The organism is Saccharothrix lopnurensis (genome assembly GCF_042658445.1).
Classification (GTDB): domain Bacteria; phylum Actinomycetota; class Actinomycetes; order Mycobacteriales; family Pseudonocardiaceae; genus Actinosynnema; species Actinosynnema lopnurensis.
The window spans coordinates 95163-118256 of record NZ_JBHSQO010000014.1; the positions used below are offsets into that span (position 1 = coordinate 95163).

Annotated in this window: 36 protein-coding genes and 1 pseudogene; 36 read left to right on the forward strand and 1 reads right to left on the reverse strand. The window is 72.2% G+C overall.

Translation table 11 applies throughout. The features are described 5' to 3' along the window. Positions 1-60 precede the first annotated feature (60 nt). Positions 61-507: a helix-turn-helix domain-containing protein gene (locus tag ACFP3R_RS16270; protein WP_380637038.1), complete on the reverse strand. Its 447-nt coding sequence runs from the start codon at positions 505-507 to the stop codon at positions 61-63. A gap of 197 nt (positions 508-704) precedes the next feature. Here ACFP3R_RS16270 and ACFP3R_RS16275 point away from each other — a divergent pair, with 197 nt between their 5' ends. The 36 genes and pseudogenes from ACFP3R_RS16275 (at position 705) to ACFP3R_RS16450 (ending at position 23093) form a co-directional block, all read left to right on the forward strand. Beyond that, positions 705-962, forward strand: coding sequence for a helix-turn-helix domain-containing protein (locus ACFP3R_RS16275; protein WP_380637039.1), 258 nt, complete (start codon positions 705-707; stop codon positions 960-962). After that, positions 959-1168 (forward strand): helix-turn-helix domain-containing protein, encoded by a 210-nt coding sequence (locus tag ACFP3R_RS16280; RefSeq protein ID WP_380637040.1) that lies wholly within the window; start codon positions 959-961, stop codon positions 1166-1168. Before ACFP3R_RS16275 ends, ACFP3R_RS16280 begins: the two co-directional genes overlap by 4 nt. Before the next feature lie 80 nt (positions 1169-1248). Then, positions 1249-1482: a hypothetical protein gene (locus ACFP3R_RS16285; protein WP_380637041.1), complete on the forward strand. Its 234-nt coding sequence runs from the start codon at positions 1249-1251 to the stop codon at positions 1480-1482. After that, on the forward strand, positions 1482-1835 hold the full coding sequence (locus ACFP3R_RS16290) for a hypothetical protein (RefSeq protein WP_380637042.1): 354 nt from the start codon (positions 1482-1484) through the stop codon (positions 1833-1835). Before ACFP3R_RS16285 ends, ACFP3R_RS16290 begins: the two co-directional genes overlap by 1 nt. Next, a complete protein-coding gene (locus tag ACFP3R_RS16295; protein ID WP_380637043.1) occupies positions 1832-2284 on the forward strand; it encodes a hypothetical protein in 453 nt (150 codons plus the stop codon). The genes ACFP3R_RS16290 and ACFP3R_RS16295 overlap by 4 nt, the downstream gene beginning before the upstream one ends. Next, positions 2281-2973, forward strand: coding sequence for an HNH endonuclease (locus ACFP3R_RS16300; RefSeq protein ID WP_380637044.1), 693 nt, complete (start codon positions 2281-2283; stop codon positions 2971-2973). The genes ACFP3R_RS16295 and ACFP3R_RS16300 overlap by 4 nt, the downstream gene beginning before the upstream one ends. After that, positions 2970-3215 (forward strand): hypothetical protein, encoded by a 246-nt coding sequence (locus ACFP3R_RS16305; RefSeq protein WP_380637045.1) that lies wholly within the window; start codon positions 2970-2972, stop codon positions 3213-3215. The genes ACFP3R_RS16300 and ACFP3R_RS16305 overlap by 4 nt, the downstream gene beginning before the upstream one ends. Continuing rightward, a complete protein-coding gene (locus tag ACFP3R_RS16310) occupies positions 3212-4036 on the forward strand; it encodes a hypothetical protein (protein ID WP_380637046.1) in 825 nt (274 codons plus the stop codon). The genes ACFP3R_RS16305 and ACFP3R_RS16310 overlap by 4 nt, the downstream gene beginning before the upstream one ends. Next, positions 4029-4253: a hypothetical protein gene (locus ACFP3R_RS16315; protein WP_380637047.1), complete on the forward strand. Its 225-nt coding sequence runs from the start codon at positions 4029-4031 to the stop codon at positions 4251-4253. Before ACFP3R_RS16310 ends, ACFP3R_RS16315 begins: the two co-directional genes overlap by 8 nt. After that, positions 4250-4609, forward strand: a complete 360-nt coding sequence (locus ACFP3R_RS16320; protein WP_380637048.1) for a hypothetical protein — start codon at positions 4250-4252, stop codon at positions 4607-4609. The genes ACFP3R_RS16315 and ACFP3R_RS16320 overlap by 4 nt, the downstream gene beginning before the upstream one ends. Beyond that, entirely contained in the window at positions 4606-5430 is an 825-nt protein-coding gene (locus tag ACFP3R_RS16325) for a phosphoadenosine phosphosulfate reductase (RefSeq protein ID WP_380637049.1), read from the forward strand. Before ACFP3R_RS16320 ends, ACFP3R_RS16325 begins: the two co-directional genes overlap by 4 nt. Before the next feature lie 5 nt (positions 5431-5435). Next, positions 5436-5849 (forward strand): annotated as a pseudogene (locus ACFP3R_RS16330) (DNA cytosine methyltransferase); the annotation flags it as partial. Between the two features lie 295 nt (positions 5850-6144). Then, positions 6145-6279, forward strand: a complete 135-nt coding sequence (locus ACFP3R_RS16335) for a DNA cytosine methyltransferase (protein WP_380637050.1) — start codon at positions 6145-6147, stop codon at positions 6277-6279. Then, complete coding sequence (locus ACFP3R_RS16340) at positions 6269-6679, forward strand: RRQRL motif-containing zinc-binding protein (protein ID WP_380637051.1); 411 nt, start codon at positions 6269-6271, stop codon at positions 6677-6679. The genes ACFP3R_RS16335 and ACFP3R_RS16340 overlap by 11 nt, the downstream gene beginning before the upstream one ends. Beyond that, positions 6676-7194, forward strand: coding sequence for a hypothetical protein (locus ACFP3R_RS16345; RefSeq protein WP_380637052.1), 519 nt, complete (start codon positions 6676-6678; stop codon positions 7192-7194). The genes ACFP3R_RS16340 and ACFP3R_RS16345 overlap by 4 nt, the downstream gene beginning before the upstream one ends. Beyond that, entirely contained in the window at positions 7191-7574 is a 384-nt protein-coding gene (locus tag ACFP3R_RS16350) for a hypothetical protein (RefSeq protein WP_380637053.1), read from the forward strand. Before ACFP3R_RS16345 ends, ACFP3R_RS16350 begins: the two co-directional genes overlap by 4 nt. Continuing rightward, positions 7574-8755: a hypothetical protein gene (locus tag ACFP3R_RS16355; RefSeq protein ID WP_380637054.1), complete on the forward strand. Its 1182-nt coding sequence runs from the start codon at positions 7574-7576 to the stop codon at positions 8753-8755. Before ACFP3R_RS16350 ends, ACFP3R_RS16355 begins: the two co-directional genes overlap by 1 nt. Beyond that, on the forward strand, positions 8752-10110 hold the full coding sequence (locus ACFP3R_RS16360; protein ID WP_380637055.1) for a DnaB-like helicase C-terminal domain-containing protein: 1359 nt from the start codon (positions 8752-8754) through the stop codon (positions 10108-10110). The genes ACFP3R_RS16355 and ACFP3R_RS16360 overlap by 4 nt, the downstream gene beginning before the upstream one ends. A gap of 1 nt (position 10111) precedes the next feature. Continuing rightward, positions 10112-10240 (forward strand): hypothetical protein, encoded by a 129-nt coding sequence (locus ACFP3R_RS16365; protein WP_380637056.1) that lies wholly within the window; start codon positions 10112-10114, stop codon positions 10238-10240. Next, on the forward strand, positions 10237-11430 hold the full coding sequence (locus ACFP3R_RS16370) for a hypothetical protein (protein WP_380637057.1): 1194 nt from the start codon (positions 10237-10239) through the stop codon (positions 11428-11430). Before ACFP3R_RS16365 ends, ACFP3R_RS16370 begins: the two co-directional genes overlap by 4 nt. Beyond that, the gene (locus ACFP3R_RS16375; protein WP_380637058.1) at positions 11427-11849 is read left to right on the forward strand and encodes a hypothetical protein; all 423 of its coding nucleotides are present in this window, start codon (positions 11427-11429) and stop codon (positions 11847-11849) included. Before ACFP3R_RS16370 ends, ACFP3R_RS16375 begins: the two co-directional genes overlap by 4 nt. Next, a complete protein-coding gene (locus ACFP3R_RS16380; RefSeq protein WP_380637059.1) occupies positions 11846-12571 on the forward strand; it encodes a hypothetical protein in 726 nt (241 codons plus the stop codon). The genes ACFP3R_RS16375 and ACFP3R_RS16380 overlap by 4 nt, the downstream gene beginning before the upstream one ends. Beyond that, on the forward strand, positions 12568-12822 hold the full coding sequence (locus ACFP3R_RS16385) for a hypothetical protein (RefSeq protein ID WP_380637060.1): 255 nt from the start codon (positions 12568-12570) through the stop codon (positions 12820-12822). Before ACFP3R_RS16380 ends, ACFP3R_RS16385 begins: the two co-directional genes overlap by 4 nt. Then, the gene (locus ACFP3R_RS16390; RefSeq protein ID WP_380637061.1) at positions 12819-13088 is read left to right on the forward strand and encodes a hypothetical protein; all 270 of its coding nucleotides are present in this window, start codon (positions 12819-12821) and stop codon (positions 13086-13088) included. The genes ACFP3R_RS16385 and ACFP3R_RS16390 overlap by 4 nt, the downstream gene beginning before the upstream one ends. A gap of 198 nt (positions 13089-13286) precedes the next feature. Continuing rightward, a complete protein-coding gene (locus ACFP3R_RS16395; protein ID WP_380637062.1) occupies positions 13287-13775 on the forward strand; it encodes a hypothetical protein in 489 nt (162 codons plus the stop codon). Next, positions 13772-14098, forward strand: coding sequence for an HNH endonuclease (locus ACFP3R_RS16400; protein WP_380637063.1), 327 nt, complete (start codon positions 13772-13774; stop codon positions 14096-14098). The genes ACFP3R_RS16395 and ACFP3R_RS16400 overlap by 4 nt, the downstream gene beginning before the upstream one ends. A gap of 2 nt (positions 14099-14100) precedes the next feature. Further along, complete coding sequence (locus ACFP3R_RS16405; RefSeq protein WP_380637064.1) at positions 14101-14463, forward strand: SAP domain-containing protein; 363 nt, start codon at positions 14101-14103, stop codon at positions 14461-14463. Positions 14464-14909: 446 nt separating this feature from the next. After that, complete coding sequence (locus ACFP3R_RS16410) at positions 14910-15335, forward strand: phage terminase small subunit (protein WP_380637065.1); 426 nt, start codon at positions 14910-14912, stop codon at positions 15333-15335. Further along, entirely contained in the window at positions 15313-17043 is a 1731-nt protein-coding gene (locus ACFP3R_RS16415; protein WP_380637066.1) for a hypothetical protein, read from the forward strand. Before ACFP3R_RS16410 ends, ACFP3R_RS16415 begins: the two co-directional genes overlap by 23 nt. A gap of 25 nt (positions 17044-17068) precedes the next feature. Continuing rightward, on the forward strand, positions 17069-18433 hold the full coding sequence (locus ACFP3R_RS16420) for a phage portal protein (protein ID WP_380637142.1): 1365 nt from the start codon (positions 17069-17071) through the stop codon (positions 18431-18433). Positions 18434-18435: 2 nt separating this feature from the next. Next, positions 18436-19980: a VG15 protein gene (locus tag ACFP3R_RS16425; protein WP_380637067.1), complete on the forward strand. Its 1545-nt coding sequence runs from the start codon at positions 18436-18438 to the stop codon at positions 19978-19980. Then, positions 19977-20153, forward strand: coding sequence for a ribosome modulation factor (locus ACFP3R_RS16430; RefSeq protein WP_380637068.1), 177 nt, complete (start codon positions 19977-19979; stop codon positions 20151-20153). The genes ACFP3R_RS16425 and ACFP3R_RS16430 overlap by 4 nt, the downstream gene beginning before the upstream one ends. A 138-nt stretch (positions 20154-20291) precedes the next feature. Continuing rightward, complete coding sequence (locus tag ACFP3R_RS16435) at positions 20292-20966, forward strand: hypothetical protein (protein WP_380637069.1); 675 nt, start codon at positions 20292-20294, stop codon at positions 20964-20966. Between the two features lie 55 nt (positions 20967-21021). Continuing rightward, positions 21022-22245, forward strand: a complete 1224-nt coding sequence (locus ACFP3R_RS16440) for a major capsid protein (protein ID WP_380637070.1) — start codon at positions 21022-21024, stop codon at positions 22243-22245. 4 nt (positions 22246-22249) lie between these two features. Next, a complete protein-coding gene (locus tag ACFP3R_RS16445) occupies positions 22250-22726 on the forward strand; it encodes a hypothetical protein (protein WP_380637071.1) in 477 nt (158 codons plus the stop codon). A 4-nt stretch (positions 22727-22730) separates the two neighbouring features. Further along, complete coding sequence (locus tag ACFP3R_RS16450; protein WP_380637072.1) at positions 22731-23093, forward strand: hypothetical protein; 363 nt, start codon at positions 22731-22733, stop codon at positions 23091-23093. Position 23094: the final 1 nt, after the last annotated feature.

The window sequence follows — 23094 nt, forward strand, 5'->3', positions numbered from 1 at the left end:
ACACAGGTGTTCTAATGACGCTCCGTAGTCGAACAGGGGGCATCATCACGCCCCCGGCGGTCACCCGGCTGGAGTACCACCGGAGGCGCCGCGGCGTGCCCGTTCTTCACTGCCCAACGTGAGGCGGCCCTCGGAGTAACGCTCCGGATGGGCCGCAATTTCCTCATCGGTGGGAATCGACACGGTGTTACCGACGTCCTTGAGCCGCCGGCGGAACTCTGCGATCAGCACATCGGTAGGGATGGCACCGAGGTCGGGTGGCAGCTCGACGACGTGGTCAAGATCCTCCGGTTCGAGGATGCCCGCAGCCAGGTAGGCCCGGAGCACCGGGTCGCGGAACGTCTCGGCGACCTTCCTGGCTAGGTCGGGGGTCGGCAGCATCCCCTTGTCTCGCCAATGGTTGATGCGGGACCGGCTGATGCCGGACTCGCGTTCGAAGTCGGCGGGAGTCATGTCCCGCGCGGCGAGACGTTCCTCGACGTACCGCCACCACTCCGTGTTGTGCATGAGGGTCACCTTAGTTGCACGCACGCAACATCGGTCCGCCGATGTGGGGCCACGTAGCGCGCTCGGGTGGATACACGCCGTACGGACCAATCCGGCTAGTGCGTTGCACGTACACAACATGTTGCACGCACTGCGCATCATGGTCTAGCGTTCATGCCGCACAACAAGTTGCACCTGTGAAACGCGAGGGGGTGACCATGAAGAACACCAAGACCCAGCCTGCGACCTACGCTTTGCGGCTCCGCGACAACGCCATCGACCGCCAGATCGTTGAGCACCGACTCCGCTACCGGTCCGAGCTGTGCCGGCGCGCCGGTATCCAGCGGTCGACGTTGCACCGGATCGAGCGCGGCACGCAGGACGCGGGACAGCGGTTCATCGCTGGGGTACTGGCGGCCCTGCCCGACGCGAAGTTCGAGGACCTGTTCGAGGTCGTACCGGCGGTGCAGTCGTGACCGCCGCGCAGCACGAGCTGCCCGCGCTGGCGACCCCCGGCCAGGTGAGCGAGTACCTCGGCGTACCGGTCGGCACGTTGAGGAACTGGCGCTACCGCCGCACGGGCCCGCGCTTCGTGAAGGTGGAGAACCACGTGCGCTACCGGCGCGCCGACGTCGAGCGGTACCTCGCCGCCAACACCACCGAAACCACCGGGGCCGCGTGATGCGCGCGGCCCTCGAGAAGACGACCCGCCCCGGCGGCCACCGGAACGGGTCGAAGACGAACACCGAGGAGAGCATCCCCATGTCCAATGAGCAGGGTACCGCGCCGCCGTCGGCGCGCGACTACGTGCAGCTGTGGAGCGCGATCGAGCGCAACACGCCCGGCGCTGAGCGGTGGGCGGTCGCCGGCGCGGTCGGCACCGCGAACTCGATCGCGCGCAGCACCGGCGCGGCCGAGCCGAACGACGCCTGGTCGCCGATCTGGTGCGAGCTGGCCGTCACCGCGTTCGAGGAGATCGCCGGGGGTGCCCGGTGATGATCCCCGACTTGAAGACGGACGCCGACCTGCTCGCCTACACGCACACCATGATGGAGCAGGCCGCCGGTTTCGAGCGGCGGTTCCGGGTGCTGTTCGACGAGCTGGCCGCGTCGCGGGAGATGCCGTCGGCCACCGACGAGGAGCGGCTCGCCCGGTACAGCCGGCGGGCCGAGGTCAACGCCGCGATGGCGGAGCTGCTCACGGAGCGGGCGCAGGTCGTCGAGCCGGGGCTGATGTTCTCGTGGGCGCTGATGGTGGCGGCGGATGTGCACCGCGAGCGGGCCGAGTCGTCGCAGGAACGCGCGGAGAGCGTTCGGGCCCGCATCGAGTCCGCCGGAGGTGGCCGGTGACGAAGCGGACGATGACGCACGAGCTCGCGAAGGACGCCCGGAACGCGGGCGGCGCCATCTACGCGGCGGCCGACCGGTTGCCCGTGATGCGGCTCATGATGGTGTCCCGCTCCGGTGTGGAGCTGACCGTTCAGGACTCCGAGGACGGCCCGCCGGCGTTCCGCGGGCTGCTCCCGGTGGTTCGGTGCGCTGCGGAGTTCGGCGTGCCGGTGCTTGTGGAGCTGGACGGCGTGGGCCCTTGGGGCACTGGCGGGCTTCGCGCCTGGTGCAACGTGGTGCTGCCCGGTCAGCACGTGGTCAGCGTCGAAACGCTGTCGTTCGCGGTGAACGGCCACGCCGCGCGCTGGTTGGTCGAGGACGTGCTGGGGCGTGACCTCGAAGAGGTCGAGTTCGAGGTTCCGGCCGCCGAGCTGCTGGCCGCGATCGAGTCCGCCGGGGGTGCGCGATGACGACGTTGACCGAACTCCGGGCCCGGCTCGACGCGCCGAGCACCTCGGGCGCGTTCGTGGGCCGCGAGGCCGCAGTCGCGGCGCTGCGCGCGGTGCTCGACCTCGTGCCGAAGGCCGCGCCGCTTCTCACGCAGGAGGAGCAGGTGTTGCTGCTCGACGGGTGGACGACGTGCCACCACACCGCGGTCACGGCTGTGGCCGAGGTGTTGGCCACCGTGCGCACGAGCACGCGCCGGGCCAGCAACACCAACGAGCGCGGCAACGCCGCACAGCGGCGCGTCCGCAAGGCATGGCTCGTCGACACCTACGGCGACGGCAGCACGGTGCGGTGCTACCGGTGCAGCACCGAGCTGACCGTCGACACGGTCACCAGCGACCGCATCGTGCCCGGCGCCGAGGGCGGCACCTACCGGCGCGACAACATCCGGCCCGCGTGCGGGCCGTGCAACACCTCCACCGGCGGCGCGCTGGGCGCGGCCCGCCGCGACGGGCGCCCCATCAGGCCGGACCTGCCGCCGGTGCTGGCCCGGCTGCTGGCCGAGGTGCGCTGCCACCCCACACAGGTCAGGGTCCTCGGCCGCGACCGGGCCGAGCTGGTGGCCGAGCTGGCGAGCCGCGGCCTGGTGGTCGTCGAGGGCGGCACGCTCCGCATGGTCGTCCGCCCGGCCCGGACGGAGGTCGCAGCGTGAAGACGTTCGTCACGATGCTCGCCCTGATGGCGCTGCCGGTCGCCGAGTGGGTTGACGACCTCACCCGGTCCGAGCGCGTGCACCGCGCGCTGCTCGCCCTGGTCGTCACCGCGTGCGCGGTCGCCCTGCTCGTCGGCTGCCGCGCGCCCGGGGACACCCGGCCCGGCTCGCCGGTGGAGATCGACGTCCCGGCCGAGGTGCACGTCACCACGGAGCAGACCTCGGCGGTGATCGTCCGATGACGGAGTTCTTCCCCGCCTTCCGGCCCTCCGAGCTGGAGAACGACGCGGCCGACATGAGCCGGCGCGCGAAGACGGTGCTGACCCGGGCCGGGCTGCTGGTCGAGTTCCGGCCGCACCGCGTCACCGTCGAGCGGTTCGCGTCCATCAAACCCGGCCGCGGCTACGCCGTGTCCACCGTGGACGTGGCCGAGGTGACCGAGCGGGACAGCGGGCCCGCGCACGTGGTGCTGTTCGACACCGGCGACCGGTTCGCCGTGGCCAACTTCGTCGGCGCGGTGGCCCAGCTCCGCGGGCGGCTCGACCACGGCCGGTGGCTGTGGACGACGCGCGCCACGCGGACCCGCTCGAACGGCTCGCGGGTGATCACGCTGGCCGTGCGCGACGAGGACCAGGCCGCCGCGCGCGGCCCGCTCGCGCCCCTGGAACGGGAGTGGGCGGTGCGGCACCCGAAGGCGAGCATCGTCCCGCAGTCCGCGTGGGCCGCGCTCTACACCCTGGTCCACCTGCCGGGCGCCGTGCTCATCACGCGCGGCCCCGGCGAGGTCGAGTGGGTACCGGAGGTGGCGTGCGTGTGCGGCGACCGCGGGCGCGAGCCGAACGGCACCGGGCACTACCAGGGCTGCCCGGAGCAGCGCCGGCCCGACTGCCCCGGCGACGCCGAGGTGATCCTGGAGACGCTGACCCCGAGCGCCGGCTACCTGGCGTCGTGCGACCACTGCCAGTGGCAGGGGACGATCCGGGGTCTGCGTGTCGACGCGGTCTTGGACCGGGACGCGCACAACGCGGCCGCCGACGAGTGCGATGGGGGCAGCGATGGCTGACCACGGCGCCCGTCGGCGACACCACCCGGGCCGGCCGGGGCGGGCGGTGCACCACCACTGCCCGCCGTGCGGCAAGGCTGCGTTCGAGTCCCGCAGCGACGCCAAGGGGTTCGCCAAGCGGGCGCACCCCGGCGACTCCTTGATCGCCTACCGGTGCCCGGCCAATGACCAGTTCTGGCACAACGGCCAACCGAAACGAGGTGACGACGAGTCGTGAACGACGACACCAACAGCCTGTTCGGCGAGCTGCCGGCCACCGTGCCGGCGGCCCCGCCGACCACCTCGGGCGCCCGCCGCCGCGCCCGGAACGCCACCGCCGTCCGGCACGGCGCGCACCCGCTCACCGTGGCGCTCGGCTACACCATCCCGCTGCACCCGGACGCGGCGGACGCCGACGGCCCGCGGTGCGGCAGCTGCCGGCACCGCGTGAGGGTCGGTGGCGGGGACCGCACGTGGCCGAAGTGCTCCGCCGGCGGTGGCCAGGGGTGGCCGCGCGCCACGCACGGCGCTGCCACCGACGTGCTCGCGTCCTGGCCTGCCTGCACCGACTACCAGCCCAAGGGGGACCGGTGACCACGCTTCGCGTGCTGTCCTACGGCGGCGGTGTCCAGTCCACCGCGATGCTCGTGCTCGCCGCGACCGGCCGACTCGACATCGACGCCGCCCTGTTCGCCAACGTCGGTGACGACAGCGAGCACCCCGCCACCCTGGAGTACGTCCGCAACATCGCCGTGCCGTGGGCCGCCGAGCGCGGCATTACCGTCCACGTCCTCGACCGCATGGTCAAGCACCGCGGCACCACCACCGAGGTGCGGGAGACGCTGTGGCAGCGGCTCACCCGGCCCGAGTCGCGGTCCCTGCCCATCCCGGTGCGCATGTCCAACGGCGCGCCGGGGACGCGGAGCTGCACCGCCGACTTCAAGATCCGCGTAGTCGGCCGCTGGCTCAAGGAGCACGGGGCCAGCGAGGCGAACCCGGCCACAGTGAATATCGGCATCAGCGTGGACGAGATCCAGCGCGCCAACACCCGCCGGATCGAACCGCACGAGCGGATCTCCTACCCGCTGCTCGACCTGGGGATGAGGCGTACCGACTGCGCCAGGCTCATCCAGGACGCCGGCCTGCCGGTGCCGCCGAAGTCCTCGTGCTTCTTCTGCCCGTTCCACCGGCCGACCGTGTGGGCGGCCATGCGCGCGGAGGAACCGGAGCTGTTCGAGCGCTCCGCCCAGCTGGAGGACTTGCTCAACGAGCGCCGGGAAGCGCTGGGCAAGGACCGCGTGTACCTGACTCGGTTCAACAAGCCGCTGCGCCACGTCGTGGACGAGGGCGTGCAGCTGCTCCCGCTGGCCGACGACGGAGACGGAAGCTGCGACTCCGGGTGGTGCATGACGTGACCGTCGTGTTGGATCTGTTCGCCGGCCCCGGCGGCTGGGACACCGGCCTGCGCCTGGCGGGCTACACCGGGCACCTGCTCGGCATCGAGCTGAACGAGGCCGCGTGCCGGACCGCGGTCGCGGCCGGGCACCCGCGGGTCATGGCCGACGTCGCCGAGTTCCCGCTCGGCGGCCTCGCCGGGACCGTTGAGGGCGTGGTGGCCTCGCCGCCGTGCCGGGACTGGTCGATCACCGGCACGGGCGCCGGCGAGTCGGGCCGGACCGGGCACCTGATCAACCAGCCGTTGCGCTGGGTGCTCGGGCTGCGGCCGGTGTGGACGGCGTGGGAGTGCACGCCCAACCGGGCGGTGCTGGCCCGGTTCGACCGCGACGCCAGGGTGTTGCACGCCCACGGCTACCGCGTCTGGTCCGGCGTGCTGTCCGCGCTGGACTACGGCGTGCCCTCCAGCCGGCGCCGCGCGTTCCTGATGGCCCGCCGCGGCGCGCCGGTGGCGCCGCCGGTGCCGACCCACGCGGTGCCGCGCTCGATGCGCGACGCGCTCGGGTGGGATGGCGCCGAGCTGGTGTCGAACTACGGCACCGGCGGCGACCCCCAGCGCCGCGGCCGGCGCCCGATGGACCGGCCGGCGTTCACCATGACCGGCCGGTGCTGCCGCAACCGCTGGTCCTGGCCCGACGGCACCACCCGCACCCTCACCCCGACCGAGGGCCGCGGTGTTGCAGAGCTTCCCCGCGGACTACCCGTGGCAGGGCGGCTCGACGGCCGTACAGCAGCAGATCGGCGACGCCGTGCCGCCGCTGCTGGCCCGCGCCGTGGTCGACGCGCTCGGGGTGACCGGTGCCCGCTGACCAGGTCGACACCTGCGAGCTGTCGTGGAACGGGCAGACGGTGTTTTGCGCCGGCTTCCGCGACGGCTTGCCGGTGTTCGGGTGGCGCCGGGCACCGGCCGGGCTCGCCACCCGGCGGCAGCTCCGCGCGCTCGACCTGTCCGAGGCCGGGCTCGACCCGGTGGCGCTGCTCGTCTACCGCCACCGCCGGCCGTTCCGGCACGAGGAGGTCGCCGAGCTGTTCCTCGTCGCCGACGCGCGGCCGGTGCAGCCGATGACCCCGGGCCGGTGGCGGCAGCACGACGCCATGATGCGCGCCCGCCGCACGTGCCGCACGTGCCGCCAGGTCGTGGACCACTGCGTGCGTGGTCCGAAGAAACAGTGTTCTACCTGCTACGACGTTGAAGGGATCGCAGCATGACGACTGCACCTCTCGCCGCGGTTCCCCCGGAGCTGACCCGCGAGCTGATGACCGTGCTGGACCGGCACGGCTACCGCATGGCCGACACGTGCGGCATCAAGGAGACCGAGCGCATCCTCGGGCGCATCCGGCGTGCTGCCGCCGAGTTCGTCAACGCGTTCACGGACGTCCCGCCGTTCGAGGGCGCGGTCGCGGCGCCGGTCGACCAGCCGGGCGGGCCCGGCGTGCAGCTGGTACACGAGTTCACGCTCGACGACCTGCTCGCGTGTGTGGCTCACCGCACGGTCTCGGGCCGCATGGTGTTGGTGCGGTTCCGGATCGGACACCAGCACCTGGGCACCGTCCCGCACGGGGCCGTGCGGTGGGCCGCGTGGCTCGCGCTGGACTCGGATGCGGTCGAGGTGGCCGGCAGTGGGCCGGGCGCGGTCTGGTTCACCGAGGCGCTTCAGCGGGAGATCGACGAGCAGCGGCGGGCGACCGCCGTGCCACCGGAGAGGACGCGCACCAACCCATGACCCAGAACAACGGGGTCACGCCGAGTCCGGAGGGCGGTTCCCCCGCCCTCCGGTCCTCGGAGGACATCAGCGCCGAGGTGGCACTCGCGCACCGGCGTGCCGCCGAGTGGGACGGCGTGCGCGGCGAGCTGATGGCCACATACGCCGAGTGGGGCGACCTGCTCGAGCGGTGGAACCGCGGCGCCTACCCGGGCAGCGACGAGGAGTTCGAGGCCGAGTGCCGCGACTACCTCGAGCAGTCCGTCGTGCTGGGGGAGGCGTGCGACCGGGACGGCCTCGAGCAGCTCGCGGTGCTGATGGCTCGCGCGGCCGCGGGCTACCGGGCCGAGGACCGCGCCGAGGGCCAGGGCGACGAGCAGGACGAGGGGGTCGGGGACTGATGGCGCGCGAGTACGCGCAGATCGTTACCGCGATCTGGCGGGACCGCGACTTCCGGGTGCTGCCGGCGGCCGATCAGCGGCTGTATCTGCTGGTGGTGACGCAGCCGGACATCACGGCCGCGGGCACGCTGCCGCTGACCGTGGCCCGGTGGGCGTCGCTGGCCCCGGACACCGCCCCGGACGACGTCCGCGCGTCGCTGGACCGGCTCGCGCTGGCCCGGTTCGTCGGCATGGACCACACCACCGAGGAACTGCTCGTGCGCTCGTTCGTGCGCTGGGACAAGGGCTGGACCAACTCCAAGCGCAGGCCCGTGATCCTGCGGTCGGCGGCCGAGCTGGTGTCGCCGACGCTCGCGCGGATGCTCGCCGAGGAGTTCCGGGCGCTGGGCCTGCCGACCAATGCCCTATCCGATGCCCTATCGGAAGGGGTATCGGGTGGGGGTTCCGAGGGGTCCGCCGCAGTCCCTTTGGAGGGAGGTTTGCCGACACTTCCGGAAGTGTCGGCCCTGCACCTGGCACCGTCCACTAGAGACTATGCGTTTTCGCAGGTGGATAGCCTATCGGGTAGCCCATCGGATGCGGCATCAGCTACGGCATCGGCTTCTGACGGGGTTGTGGTTGGTAAGTTGAGTGGTAGAGATCCACATCCCTCAACCCACACTCCCGCCGCCTCCGGCCGCGACGCCGCCCGGGGCGGCTCAACCCGGAAGCGGGCGGCCAAGCGAGCGCACCGGCTGCCCACGGACTGGCGACCGAACGAGGAACACGCCAAGAGGGCCACGGCCCGCGGGCTGGACCTGGCGGCGCAGGCCGAGCTGTTCCGGCTGCACGCCGAGACGCACGAGCGCACCGCGAAGAACTGGAACAGCGCGTTCACCATGTGGCTGACCAAGGCCCGGGAGTTCGACCGCGGCAACCACCACCAGGCGCAGCCCGCCGCCGCGCCGGCGCCCCAGCTGGACACCCGGGACACCGCCCGCGAGTGGCTGCTCGGCGAGCACGCCGCCGGCCGCACCTCGGTGATCGAGCGCGCCACCGGACTCCGGTACGAGCGGCCCGACCTGCCCGACGACGTGTCGGGCCGCGACGCCATCGAGCGCTGGTCGCTCGAGCACCGGCAGGCGTGGATCACCACCCACCACCAGACCATTATCGACCGACTCACGACGAGGACCGCATGACCGCCCCCGTGACCGACCCGCTTCGGCCCCTCGAGGCCGAGACCTACCTCGTGACCCTGCTGACGCCGGTCACCCGCCGCGCCCTGCGTGACGAGGCGCTCACCCAGGTTGACCCCGGCTGCTTCGCCGACCCGATGTTCGAGCACATGTGGCGGGCGGCCCGCGCGCTGCGCGACGACGACCGCGCCATCAACGTCCGCAACCTGCTCGGGCGGATGCGCGACGACCTGCCCCAGCGCAGCCCCCGCGACCACGCCTCGGTGCAGCGCGCCGCGAGGTGGTTCGAAGGGCACGCCGGCCACGTGCCCGAGGTGGGCCCGTTCGGCGAGCACATCGCCACCGTCACCCGGTGCGGCCGGCTGCGCCGCCTGGTCGAGGTGCTCGACAGCGTGCGCGCCCAAGCGCTCGAGGCCGACGACCCGGCGCAGGCCCTGACCCTGGCCTACGAGCAGCTCGGCAAGCTCGACCAGGCCGACGACGACGAGCACGTGCACAGCTACGCCGACCTGCTCGACCAGTTCCTCGAGGCCCAGCGGACGCCCGACGACGCGTTCATCGTGCCGACCCCGTGGACCGACCTCAACGGCCTGCTGCTCGGCGGGCTGCGCGCGGGCCGGATGTACGTGGTAGGCGGCCGGCCCGGCGACGGCAAGAGCATCTCGGTGTTGCAGATGGCGCACCGCTGCGCCGAGCTCGGCCACGCCGGGTTGGTCCTCAGCGCCGAGATGGGCGCGCCCGAGGTGACCGACCGCATGGTGTCGTCCGGCGCGGTGGTCGAGCAGTCGCAGATCACCCGCCGCCGCCTCGACGACGACGGGTGGAACCGGATCGGCGAGTACTACAACCGGGCCCGCAGCCTGCCCATCACCGTGGTGGACAAGCCGAACCTCACCCTGCCGTACATCAAGTCCGTGGCCCGCGAAGCCAAGCGCCGCAACAACATCCGCTTCATGGCCGTGGACTACTTGCAGCTCGTCGGCAGCGACAGCCGCGGCCAGCAGCGCGAGCAGGAAGTCGCCGCCATCTCCCGCGGGCTCAAGCAGTTGAGCAGGGAGCTGGACATCGTCGTGCTGGTGGCCGCCCAGCTCAACCGCGAGAACGTGCGCGCCGAGCGCCGCCCCAAGGCGTCCGACCTGCGCGAGTCCGGCGGCATCGAAGCGGACGCCGACGTGATCATCCTGCACCACCGGCCCCTGATCGAAGAGGGCGACCTCAAGGGCCAGCCCGGCTACACCGTGGTGCTCTACGTGGACAAGAACCGCATCGGCCGGACCGGGTTCGTCGAACTGGACTGGCGCGCCCACTACGCCACCCTCGGCAGCACCCGCCAGCACGCCCCGATCGGGGGTGCCTGAGATGGCCTGCATCTGCCGCAACGGCTGGACCAACACCGCGTGCCACGAGCACGGGGTTGACGCCCAGGACCACACCACCGCCGCCGAACAGCGCGACATCGACAACGCGTGGGGAGACCACGACCGATGACCACCCGCGACATCATCGCCGCGATCGACGCCGCGACCGGGTGCCAGCAGTGCACCGGCCCGCTCGGCGACTCGCCCTCAGCGGACTTCTGCTCGGCGACGTGCCAGGCCGACTGGTCGGCCGCACGCACCACGCCGCTCGATGGCTACGTCGAGCCCGACGACCTGCCCGCCCACGTCGCCAACACCGTCGAGCTGCACAGCGCCGAGACGTGCACGCTCTGCGCCGAGGGCGCCCCGGCCGCGCACCGGTGGCTGCCCGACACGATGTGGGGCTCGCTCGTGGCACGTGCCGCGCAGTTCCGGGGGTCACCGTTCCCCGAGGTCGACGACGTCGACACCGTCCGCATCCGCCCCGGCACCAACCCGTTCGCCGACAGGCTGCGCGCCACCCTGGACGCTGCCATGCTCGAGCGCGGTCGGTGGTGGGAGGCGTCCAACGTGGTCCGCGTGTGGCCCGGAATCGCCACGATCCGCGACGACGTGTTCGAGGTGTCGACGCCGTTCGGGTCGGACGCCTCGCCCGCCGAGCAGCTGGCGACCCTGATCAACCGCGGCCAGGTGTTCACCGCCCCGGCCGGCACGCCGCCGCCTGACGGGGAACCGGGTGAGCCGTGGGTGCCGGCCGAGCTGTGGGAGCGGTCGCGCGTTCCGTGGCCCACGTTCCGCCTGACCGGGCAACCGGCGGTGCCGCTGGCACTCGTCGTCGACGAGCTGCCGCGCGCGAACTTCGAGGTGCGCAGCGACGGCAGCATGAGCGTGGTCAGCGTCGCCCCGGGGATCGCGCTCGCCGAGCTGCGCCACCCGGACGGCGAGACCGTGCGCGTGGTCGGCGTCGACCCGTCCGGCCACGTCATCGTGAGCGCCGGCCCGCACCACGTGGTGTGCACCGAGCACGTCGTCGATAGCCGCCAGGCCGTGCCGGACGTCATGCCCTTCGAGGAGCACCTCGGCGCGGGCTTCGCCCGGTTCGCCGACCGCGTCGAGGCCACGGCCCGCGTCATCGGGCCGGTGATGGCCGACGCGTTCCGGATGGCCGTGCGTGCCCTGGACCAACTCGCCCCGCTGCTGCACGACCAGCCCCCGACCGAGCCGCGCGCCCGCGCCCTGTGGCTGCGCCAGCACCGCGGCACCGGCCCCCAGCGCCAGCAGCGCGCACCGCGCACCATCAACGCCCGGAGGTCCCGTTGACCGCCCCCATCGTCGCCGTGCGCCCCGCGCGCGGCCGGATCGTCCACCTGCACCAGGCCGACTACCAGCCCGGCGAGCGCACCCGCCCCGACCCGGAGAAGCACGCGATGTGCGGCGCCGCGATCTGGCCCAACGGCGTCCCGCAGCGCGAGTACGTCAAGACCCCGCTCGCCGCCGCGCTCGAGTGGACCAGCCTCGAGCCGTCCGACACCGACCCCCGGCCCGCGTGGGGCTGGTGCCGGCCGTGCATCGGCCACGCCGTCGTGTCCACGGGCATGGCCCGCGCGTCCCTGCTGGCCGTGGTCCGGGCCGCCGGGCCCGCGGGTGACGGCTGGTGGGACCTGCGGGACGGCCACGGGCGCCCGCTGCCGGACGCCAGCGGCGCGCTGACGGTCACCGACCCCGGCGGTGACCGGTGATCTTCTGCGAACTCCCGGGGTGCACCAACCCCGAGCCCGTGCCGGGCAACAGCCGGGTGTGCGACCTGTGCCGCGAGAAGCTGCACGAGCGGCTGCGGTGGGTCGAGTACTTCGCCGCGCACCTCACCCCGGTGCGCGGCACCCGCCCGCAGCTGGTCGCCACCGCGAGCGGGTTCGAGTCCGCCAGCCCGGCCGATGACCACGTGCTCGCCATGCTCGACCGCCGGTCGTCCGCCGTTGGCGTGGGCCGCACCCACACCGGCCCCGAGGACGCCGAGCACCCGCCGCTGTCCGTGCCCGCCGTGCTCGGCGGCTGGGCCCAGCAGGTCTGGGAGGCGCGCACCCCCGAGAGCCTCAGGCACCTCATCGGCCCGCCCCAGACCGTGCGCGACGCCGTGTCCCTGCTGCTCACCTCCCTGGGGTGGATCGGAGAGCAGGACTGGGCCGACGACTTCGCCGAGGAGGTCGGCGACCTCTACCGGCAGCTGGCCGCCGCCACCGGCGAGGCACCGCCCAAGCCGGTCGCAACCTGCACCCACCGCGACGGCCCGCCGCCCGCCGAGGGTGACGTCGACGAGCGGCCCGAGTGCGGTGCCGGCGTCGTCGTCCGCGAGCGCACCGACGACGAGTCGCGCGGCCCGCGGCCTGTCGGGGCTCGCTGCCTCGCTGGCCACTCCTACACTGGCTTTCAGCTGCTCAAGCTGGTCAAGGAGGCCCGATGATCGCCCGCCGCGTCCGCATCACCGCCGCTGAGCGGCTGCCCACCCACCGCGTCTCCGGCCCCGAGCTGATGCTTTTGCTCACGGCCGAGGCCGACCGCACCGGAGACGACCGGCTGCGCGTGCAGCTCGACACACTCAGGCAGTGGCGCCGCCGGCGCGGCTGGACCGGGCCCGGCTACGACCCGGCCACGGTGGTCGAGTACATCACCAACCGCGGCACCCGCGGCCAGCGGAAGACGGTCCCCGCGTGACCGCGTTCCCGGTACGGCTCTACGGCGGCCCAAGACACGGGACGACCATGGACGTTCCACCCGGCCCCGAAGACCCGACCGCGCCGCCGTCGATGCTGCTGTTCAGGCGCCCGGAGGTGGTCCCGTTCAGCTTCCACGCGTTCGACCCTGACGCACCGATTCAACCGCTGCCCGCGCCGGACCCGGACCGCTACGAGCGGGAGAACGACATCGGCACCGACGGCCGATGGGCCTACTGGTACGCGCCGACCGACCAGCAGAGTTGACGCTGATCAACTGACGTGTCACGATCTGCACGCGGAGCTATGCCCAGAGCCCCCGAGACCACCCGGTCCCGGGGGTTTTGTGCTGTCCAGGGGTCACGGTGGCCGACACGCCGCCCCGCACTACCCGATGACGACCGGCGGGCAGCCGGACGCGACGGGCACCGCGGCCCCTGCCCCAGACGAACGGAGCCCTCACCCATGAGCACCGGGTACATCCCCGTCCGCGTTCGCGTCGGCGACGGCACCGAGACCATCGTCGGCAGCGTGCGTGCCGAGCCCATCACCCCCGGCCCGCTGCCCGCGTCCGGTCCGGTCCGTGTGCGGATCGCCGGGGGCTCGCTCGCCGTCGCCGAGCTGCTCGAGCAGGCCGCCACCGAGCTGCGCCGCCGCCACGCGCAGGACACCGCCGGGTTCACCGGCGAGACCGTGCTCGTCGTCAGCAGCCTCAAGGAACGGCGCCGCTACACCGAGGCCCACCCGGACCGCTGGACCTGGGTGGTTGTCATCGGCGTCTCTTCGCTGTCTGACCTCGAGGGGCTGCGCGTGCACAGCGTGGACGTCACCGACACCGTGAACCAGGCCGCCGCTGCCGAGGCGCTCGAGGTGCTGCACAAGGGCATGGACTTCACGCCCTACAGCAACCGCTACGTGCGCTACCTGCACGACGTCGGCGCGGGCGGCGCGTGACCGGCCAATGGGCCGGCAGCACCAGCCGCGACGACCTCCCGCCCGACTGGCCGGCCCGCCGCAACGCGGTGCGACACCGCGCCGGCGACCGGTGCGAACGGCGCGGCCGTACCGGCACCCGCTGCCACCGCGCCGGTAGCGAGTGCGACCACATCACGCCCCGATGGCTCGGCGGCAGCCACGACCCGGACAACCTCCAGTGGCTGTGCACGCCGTGCCACACCCGCAAGACCACCGCCGAGGCCGCACAGGCACGCGCCGCGATCAGGGCGCGCCGGTTCCGCAAACCCGAGCCCCACCCGGGCCGCATCATCAGGGAGTGACCATGCCGCACCAGGTCAAGTTGCTGCGCCGGATGGGACAGAACCCGGCCGGCAGCATCCGCACCTACCGCGACAGCGAGGCCGAGTGGCTCGTCAACAGCGGCCACGCCGAGTACGTCGGCAGCGTCACCCACCGGGAGCCCGAGCCGCCCGCGCACACCGCGCCCGAGGAACAGGGCGACGACCAGCGCCCGCCCGCGCCGGACCTCGCCACCCTCAAGGCCCAGGCCGGCGCGCTCGGTCTGCCGACCTACGGCACCAAGGCCCAGCTCGCCGACCGCATCGAGCAGCACAAGGCCACGCTCGAGCAGCCCGACGACGAGCTCGAGGACGACCTCGACGGGGACGATGAGGACGACGAGTGATCGGCTGGCCCAAGACGGCCGAGGCGGCGCAGCAGTACGCCGCTGAGCTGGCCAGCCGCGTGCTGTGGCTTGAGCTCGAGCACCTGGTTGACCAGCTCGACCGGCCCGCCGACGAGCGGGCCCGCCGGTTCTGGTTCAACCAGATCCCGTCGGAAAAAAGTCGGCCCAGGGGGTTGACAAATCGCAGGGGTGGGGGGTGGCTCCCCTTCCGGTCCGCAGGGGTACCGGGAGTCATACCGGATGCACGCACTCCCAGGTTTTGAAGCCCCGCTCTGACCTGCCGAAACAGTGCATTTCCGCAGGTCGCAGGCTCGCCGCGAGCTCGCGCACGGGTCGCGGAACCCCCTTTTAGTCCACTGTGGACCCCGTTCAAAATGCGTTGACCAGGCATTTTGTGCCGATTTTGTCACCTGACCCGCCCGGGTCTGGACCTGAGGGGGTGGATCGTGGGCGTTCGTGGACCGCTCGGCAAGCGCTCCGAGGCGCAGGCCGGCCACCGCACCAAGGCCGAAAAGGCAGCCGTCGACAAGGTCGTTGTCGAAACCGACGAGCCGATCGAGCGGCCCGCCCCGATGGGCACGTGGCACCAGATCGCCAAGGACTGGTACCTCTCGCTGCACACCAGCGGGCAGGGCAAGTTCATGGAGCCCAGCGACTGGCAGGCCGCCACGTTCGTCGCCGAGTACATGACGAAGCTGCTCGAGGACGACAAGTTCAACGCCCGCGGCTTCGCCGCCATCTGGTCGGCGATGAACGACCTGCTGACCACCGAGGGCGCCCGCCGCAGGGTCAAGTTGGAGATCTCCCGCCGCACGCCGGGCGAGGCGCACCCGGACGTGCCGAACCTCGATGACTACCGCGACCTCGGCTGAGCCGTCGTCGCTGGTCATCACCCCCCACCACATCGGCCCCACCTGGCAGCGCGGCGACGACGGGCGGTTCGTGCTGCCCGAGTACACCCTCGGGTGGCAGCAACTCGCCTGGTGTCGAGCGCACCTCAAGCACGGTGACGGGCGCCCGTGGACGTTCACCCGGGAGCAGGCCCGATGGTGGTTGTGGTGGTGGGCGGTCGACGAACACGGGAAATTCCTTTACACACAAGGGGTTTTGCAGCGGCTCAAGGGATGGGGTAAGGACCCGGTGGGCTCGGTGCTGGCGGCCGTCGAGCTTGTCGGCCCGTCCCGGCCGGACCTGAACGGGCCCACGTTCCGAGACCCGTCCGGCAGGGAGCACCCCGGCGCGAAGCCGCACCCCGAAGCCTGGGTCCAGGTCGCGGCGGTGACCAAGCGGCAGACCAAGAACACGCTGCGGCTGTTTCCGCAGCTGTTCACCAAGGCCACGATCGCGAAGTACGGCCTCGAGATCCACCAAGGCCAGATCACGGCCAACGGCGGCGCGCAACTGCTCGAGGCGGTGACGTCCAACCCCGACGCGCTTGAGGGTGCACGGTGCACATTCCCGCTGAAGAACGAGACGCACCGCTGGCGGGAGGCGAACCGCGGGCACGACATGGCCGAGGTGATCGACAACAACTCGACCAAGTCGGCCGACGGCAGCTCGAGGCCGCTCGCGATCACCAACGCCTACGACCCGGCCGAGGACAGCGTCGCGCAGCGGGAGCGCGAGGCGTACGAGGAGATCGCGGCCGGCCACTCCCGGGCGACCGGGTTCATGTACGACAGCCTCGAGGCGCCGCCCGACGCGCCGTTGACCGCCGAGGCCGCGCCCGCGGTGCTCGAGGCCGTGCGGGGCGACGCGGTGTGGCTGCCGATCCCGCGCATGGTCAACCGGATCATGATGGGCACGGTGGCTCCGTCCCGGGCCCGGCGGTTCTGGTACAACCAGATCGAGACCGCCGAGGACGCGTGGGCGGACTGGAAAGACTGGGAGCTGTGCCGCGCGCCGGACGGCGTCGAGCTGCTCCCGGGTGACGAGATCACGCTGTTCCTGGACTGCTCCAAGAGCAACGACGCCACCGCGCTGGTGGGCTGCCGGATCTCCGATGGCCTGGTCGTGGTGTTCGGGATGTGGAAGCGCCCGCCCGGCCGCCGCGGCTTCGGATGGCTCGCACCGCGGGGTGCTGTCGAGGCCCGGGTCGATGCCGTGTTCGAGGACTACAGCGTGCTCGGCTTCTTCGCCGACCCGTCGCACACCCTCGACGACGAGACCCAGGACCGCTACTGGGACAACGTCCTTGACCGGCTGCACCGCCGCTACCACGACCGGCTGAAGGTGTGGGCGACCCGGGGCGGCAGCGGCGGTCAGGCGCACTCGGTGATGTGGGACATGACCGCGCCGTCCCGCGTCGAGCAGTTCACCGACGCGGCGATGCTGACCGCCGAGGAGATCGAGCAGCACGAGGTGCTGCACGACGGGGACGCGCGGCTACGACTGCACGTGCGCAACGCGCGCAACTACCCGAACAAGTACGGCACCTCGATGTGGAAGGGCGCCAAGGACGGGCCGAAGAAGATCGACCTCGCGGTTGCGATGGTCGGCGCGCGGATGGTCCGACGGCTCTACCTGAACCGGATCCCGAGCGAGAAGAACACCGAGGGCGGCCAGATCTGGGGCCGCTGACGAGAGGGGGTGCCGCGCCGTGGTGATGGGAAAGGACGACGTCAAGGAGCTGGTCGTCAAGGAGCTGCACCCGATCTGGCGCAAGGAACAGGAACGCGTCGAGCGGATCGACAAGTGGCACAGCGGCGACAACGAGGACATCGTCATCCCGCGCGGCAGCTCCCGGGAGCACCGGGAGCTGCGCGAGATCTCCAAGTCACCGTGGTTGCGTCTGGTCGTCAACAGCGTGGTGCAGGGCCTGTTCGTCGACTCGTACCGGTCGCCGCTGCACCCGCCCGGCAAGGACGGCGAGGTGCCCACCGGCCCGTGGTACACGTGGCGAGCCAACCGGATGCCTGTGCGGCAGATCGCGCTGCACCGCGCCGCGGTCGCCTACTCCCACGCCTACACCTTCCTGCTGCCCGGCGTGGTCGGCGAGCGGCGCACCGCGTCCATCAAGACGCGGTCGCCCAAGTGCATGGTCGCGGTGTACGGCGACCCGGGTAACGACGAGTGGCCGCTCTACGCGCTCGACGTGGACAAGCAGCCCGGCGGCAAGCAGATGCTCCAGTTCGTCGACGAGGAGGCCGTGCACTTCCTGTCGTGCGACACCGACGGCGGCAAGGTCGAGTACATCGAGTACCGGGAGCACGACATCGGGCTGTGCCCGGTGGTGCGCTACGCCGCCCAGCTCGACACCGAAGGAGCCGCTACCGGTGAGGTGACGCCGTACATCGGCAACGCCAAGCGCATCGACAAGTCCACGTACGACCGGATGCTGACGCAGCACTGGAACAGCTGGAAGGTGCGCACGGCTACGGGCATGGCCAAGCCGGACACCGAGGCCGAGGCGAACAAGGCCGCGCTGTTGCTGCGGCAAGGGGACCTGCTGGCCAGCACCGACCCGAACACCCGGTTCGGCACGCTCGACGAGACCTCGCTCGAGCCGCTCATCGCGGCCGAGCGGTCCGACATCGAGACGTTGGCCGCGGTGTCGCAGACCCCGTCACACGAGCTGACCGGACAGCTGGTCAACCTCTCTGCGGAGGCGCTGGCCGCCGCGCGCTCCGGGCTGCGGGCCAAGACCTTCGAGTACAAGGTCGGGTTTGGCGAGTCGCACGTGCAGACCCTGCGGCTGTCCGCCTTGATAGAGGGCAACGACGCCGATGCCGCCGACGTGATGGCCCGGGTGACCTGGCAGGACACCGAGGTGCGGTCGCTGGCCCAGGCCGCCGACGCGCTCGGCAAGATCGCCACCATGCTGAAGGTGCCCGTCCAGGCCCTGTGGGGGCTGATCCCCGGCATCGAGAAGACCGACGTGGACGAGTGGGCCAGGCTCGTGCAGGCCGACCCGATGGCGGTGCTGGCCGAGCAACTCGAGCGGCAGGCCGTCGAACAGAACAGGGCCTGACCGTGGCCGGCACCGTCCGCGGGCGGGAGCTGACCGACCAGCAGCGCCGTGATCAGCTCGCGATCCGGGCGCGGATGCTGGCCGACATCATCGAGCTGTGGCAGCTGCTCGATCCCGAGCAGCCCGCCGAGACCACGGCGTCGTGGTTGGGGCAGGCCGTGCCCGCGGTGCTGCGCTACCGCAGCGAGTCGGCACGATCGGCCGCCACGTACTACGACGCGTTCCGGCACGCCGAGACGGGCGCCCGGGACTTCCGCGCCAAACCGGCAGAGGACACCGCCGCCACGCGCGCCCGGCTGACTGCCTCGCTGCTCGTGACCGGCCCGACCGAGATCCGCAAGCGCGTCGCCGCCGGCCAAGAGCCTCACGAAGCTGCGCGGGCCGCGCTGGTGATGGTGTCCGGCGCGACCGGGCGGCACACCCTCGACGGCGGCCGCGACACGGTCGTTGCCGCGGCCAAGACGGACAGGCGGGCGATCGGCTACGCCCGGGTGACCGGCGACGACCCGTGCTGGTTCTGCGCGATGCTGGCCAGCAGGGGCCCCGACTACAAGACGGCGGCCAGCGCCGGAGCGGGCCGCAACCGCTCACGGTCCGGTGAGGAGTTCGCGGGCAGCGGGTCGGCGAGGTTTCACGACCACTGTGCGTGCTCGATCGAGCCGGTGTTCCGCCGTGACGCCGCGTGGCCTGGATCGGGGCGCGAGTTCGAGCAGCTGTGGAAGGACTCGACCAAGGGCAAGGCCGGCGTCGCCGCGGTGAGCGCGTTCCGGGCGGCGATCGCCGAGCGGTCGCGCACGATGCGGGAGCAGGACGAGACGCCCGAACCGGCCCAGCCGCCCACCGTGGTGGTCGACGAGGTGGTTGACGAGCCGTCCGGGCCCGTGCCCGTCGCGGTCGACGACCTGTCGACGCTGTCCGAGGCAGCGCTCGAGAACGCGTTCGCCGACGCCACAGAAGCCGAGGACGCCGAGCAGCTCGACGCGGTGCTCGCCGAGATGAACCGGCGGCACGTGGACGGCGACCCCGGCGAGCAGCCGGTCGACGACGAGGGCCAGGAGCCCGAGGAGGAACCGGCGCCGGACCCCGGCACCGAGGTCGATCCGGAGCAGGCCGCGCAGTGGGAGCGCTACGAGCAACTGGTCTCCGAGGGCTACTCCGACGAGGAAGCGTTCGCCGAGGCGTTCAACCGCGACGCCGAGCAGCTGCGGCGTGACGAGGTGATCGCGAAGCTGCGCGCCGAGGGCTACCAGGGCCGCAACCTCGAGGCGCTCACCCGGGCGGCGTGGCGTGACGAGGTGTACCGGCGCTACCTCGAGGCCGAACAGGACACCCGCGGGCACATGCTCACACGGCAGGCGCAGAGCCGCGGGGTCGACCCGCTGTCGCTGTTCACCGGTCCGGCGCACGTCGCGCGCGCGAACGCGTCCGACGAGCTCAAGGAGTGGTGGGACGGCAACGGGCGACCCACCTACGAGCAGTGGGTCGATATGCTGCTGGGCAAGGTGATCGCGTTCGGCGGGACGGCTGGAGACGGGTGGTTGCGATGACCCCGGCAGGCGAGATGCGCGCGGCGCTGCACGCTGGCCGGCGCGCGGCCGAGACCGGGCAACCACCGGCCAACCCCTACAGCGGCACCGCTGGCGACGCGCGCGAGCGGATGCTCGCCCGCATGTGGCGGATCGGCTACCGGGCCGGCAACCCCGTCCGACTCGAGGACTGACCCCACCCCACGTACGCCGACCGGGTGCCTGATCAGGCGCCCGGTCGGCGTGCGCTGCGCCGGCCCTGCACGTGGCTGGCCCACGTCTCCCCGCCCTGGCGGCGGGGTCCATCACCACACGACGCCCCTGGAGGGCTCATGTCCAGCACCATCCTGCCCCTGCACCCCACGCTGCTCGACCCCCGCACCGGTGAGCCCTTGGAGGCCATCGGCGTGATCAACGGCCGGGTCATCTGGCCGCAGATGGGCGGCGCGCCCGACGACGAGGACGACCCGGACGACGACGAGGACGACGAGGGCCCGGAGCCCGACGACGGCCCCGACGAGGACGAGGACGACCCGGACGACGAGGGCAAGGACGCCCCCAAGGGCAAGCGGGCGCTGCGCAAGAAGAACAGCGAGAACCGCAACCTTCGCAAGCGGCTGACCGCCGCCGAGGAGAAGGCGCGCCGGTGGGACGAGCACGAGGCGTCCCAGAAGACCGACGCGGAGAAGAACGCCGACCGGATCGCCGAACTGGAGAAGTCCGCCGCCGACGCTGTCCGGCTGCGTGTGGCCCTCCGGACGGGCCTCACCGAGCGGCAGGCCGCGCGCCTGGTGGGCACCACCGAGGAGGAGCTCGAGGAGGACGCCGCCGCGTACCTCGCCGAGCTCGGCGGCGAGCAGGACGGCAAGACCGACCGCACCGACAAGGTGAAGAACCGCCCGCGCACCACGCTGAAGGGCGGCAGCAAGCCGGACGACGAGCCGGACGAGACCGACCCCCGCAAGCTCGCCGCGCGCGTGTCGCGCCGCGGCCGGGGCGGGTTCTGACCCCTCACCGCACGGCCACGGGCCCGCGGTTCCCTTTGATCCACAGGAGGCACCCGTGGCCATCACGGTGCAGAAGGCAACCAAGATCGCGCGCACCGCGCTCGGCCTGCTCGAGCGCGAGATCATCGTCACCAACCTGGTGTGGCGCGACGCCGGCGGCGAGTTCGCCGGCGCGCAGGGCGACACGATCACCCTGCGCGTCCCGGCCCGCCTCAAGGCCCGCAAGCGCGCCCTGCGCACCGCGCGCCCGTCGGCGTCCGAGGGCGACGGCATCGTGCAGATGGACGGCCTGAACGAGACCAAGGTCGACGTCTCGCTCGACACGGTCGTCTACTCCGCGGTGCCGGTCACCGACGAGGAGCTGACGCTCGACGTCACCGACTTCTCGGGCCAGGTGGTGCAGCCGCAGCTGCGCGGCGTCGTCGAAGGCGTCGAGGAGGAGCTCATCGCGGAGATGGTCGGCGCGACCTACGCGACCACCATCACCCTCGACGAGACCACCCCGCGCAAGACCCTCAACGCCGCGCGCAAGGCGCTGGACAACGCCAAGGTCCCGGCCACCGACCGGTACGTCCTCATGGGCAGCGACGTGGAGGAGATTTTCCTCAACGACGAGAAGCTCACCCAGGTGGACACCTCCGGGTGGTCGGAGACGCTGCGCGAGGCGGTGATCGGCCGCCTGTCCGGGTTCACCCTGTTCAAGTCGATCGCGCTCCCCGCGGACGTCGCGATCGTGTTCCACAAGACCGCTTTCGTGCTGTCGATGCAGGCCCCCAAGGTCCCGCAGGGCGCGAGCGCGGGCAGCTCGCAGACCTACGAGGGCATGTCGCTGCGCTGGATCCTGGACTACGACTTCCGCAACGCCCAGGACCGCAGCATGGTCGACGTGTTCATCGGCACGAACGCGGTGGTCGACGGCGACCTCAGCAACGAGAAGCAGTCGCTGACCCTCACCGGCGGCCCGACCGGCGGCACCTGGACCGCGACCTACAGCGGACAGACCACCGCGGGCATCGCGCACAACGCCACCACCACCACGGTGCGGACCACGCTCGAGGCGCTGTCCACCGTCGGCGTCGGCAACGTGGCGGTCACCGGCGCCCCCGGCGCGTGGGTGGTCGAGTTCAAGAACGCGCTCGGCGGCGCGAACCTCGCGCAGATGACCGCGTCCGGCGCGTCCCTCACCGGCGGCAGCTCGCCGGCGGTGGCCGTCGCCACCACCACCGCCGGCGGCGCGGCGACTTTCGTCCGCGCCGTCAAGATCGTCCGCGCGGGCTGACACCATGCTGCCCGCACTGGCCACCGTGGCGGCCCTCGAGCGGCGCATCGGGGTTGAGGTCGGCACCCTCGAGGGTGCCGACCTCGGCCGTGCCGAGACCGACCTCGAGGACGCGTCCAACCTCGTGCGGGCCGAGACCGGCAACGACTGGATCGGCGACGACGGCACCCCCGCCGCGCCGGCCCCGCTCGTCACGGTCGTGCTCCGCGCCGCGCGTCGCTGCTACCGCAACCCCGACGAGTTCAGCTCGGAGTCCGAAGAGGGCTACACCTGGCGCCGCGACGAAGACGCGGTCAGCCCCTACCTCACCCAGTCCGAGGTGAGCATCTGCCAGCGCTACGCCGGGGCGTCGTCCGGGCTGCACACCATCGCCACCACCCGCCGCGACCCCCGCCGGCTGCGGTACGACGTGCTGCTGTTGCCCACCTCGCACGGCGGCGACCCGCTTCCCGCCTACGACCCCGACGACGTGGGGTGGTGACCGCGTGAGCCTGCTCGACGAGTCCAACGCCCGGATCACCGTCTACCCGCAGGTGCTGTCCACCGACAGCGACGGCAACCCGGTGTGGGTGCCCAGCATCGACGGGGTGCCGCTCGAGGTCATGGTGTGGCCGCTCGACGCCGCCGAGTCGTCCGCGTTGTCGCGGGAGCCCGGGGAGGCGTATCGGGTGCGCCCGGCACGCGGTCAGCCGGTGCCGGTCGGCGCGTTCGCGGCGGTCATGTGGGGCGGCCGCGAGTGGGACGTGCACGGCGAGATCACCCCGCACAGCCGCGGCCGGGCAACCCGCCGAGTCACGTTCGTCATCCGGCCGCGCACCAAGCGGCCCGGCGACGGGGGAGAGGAGTAGC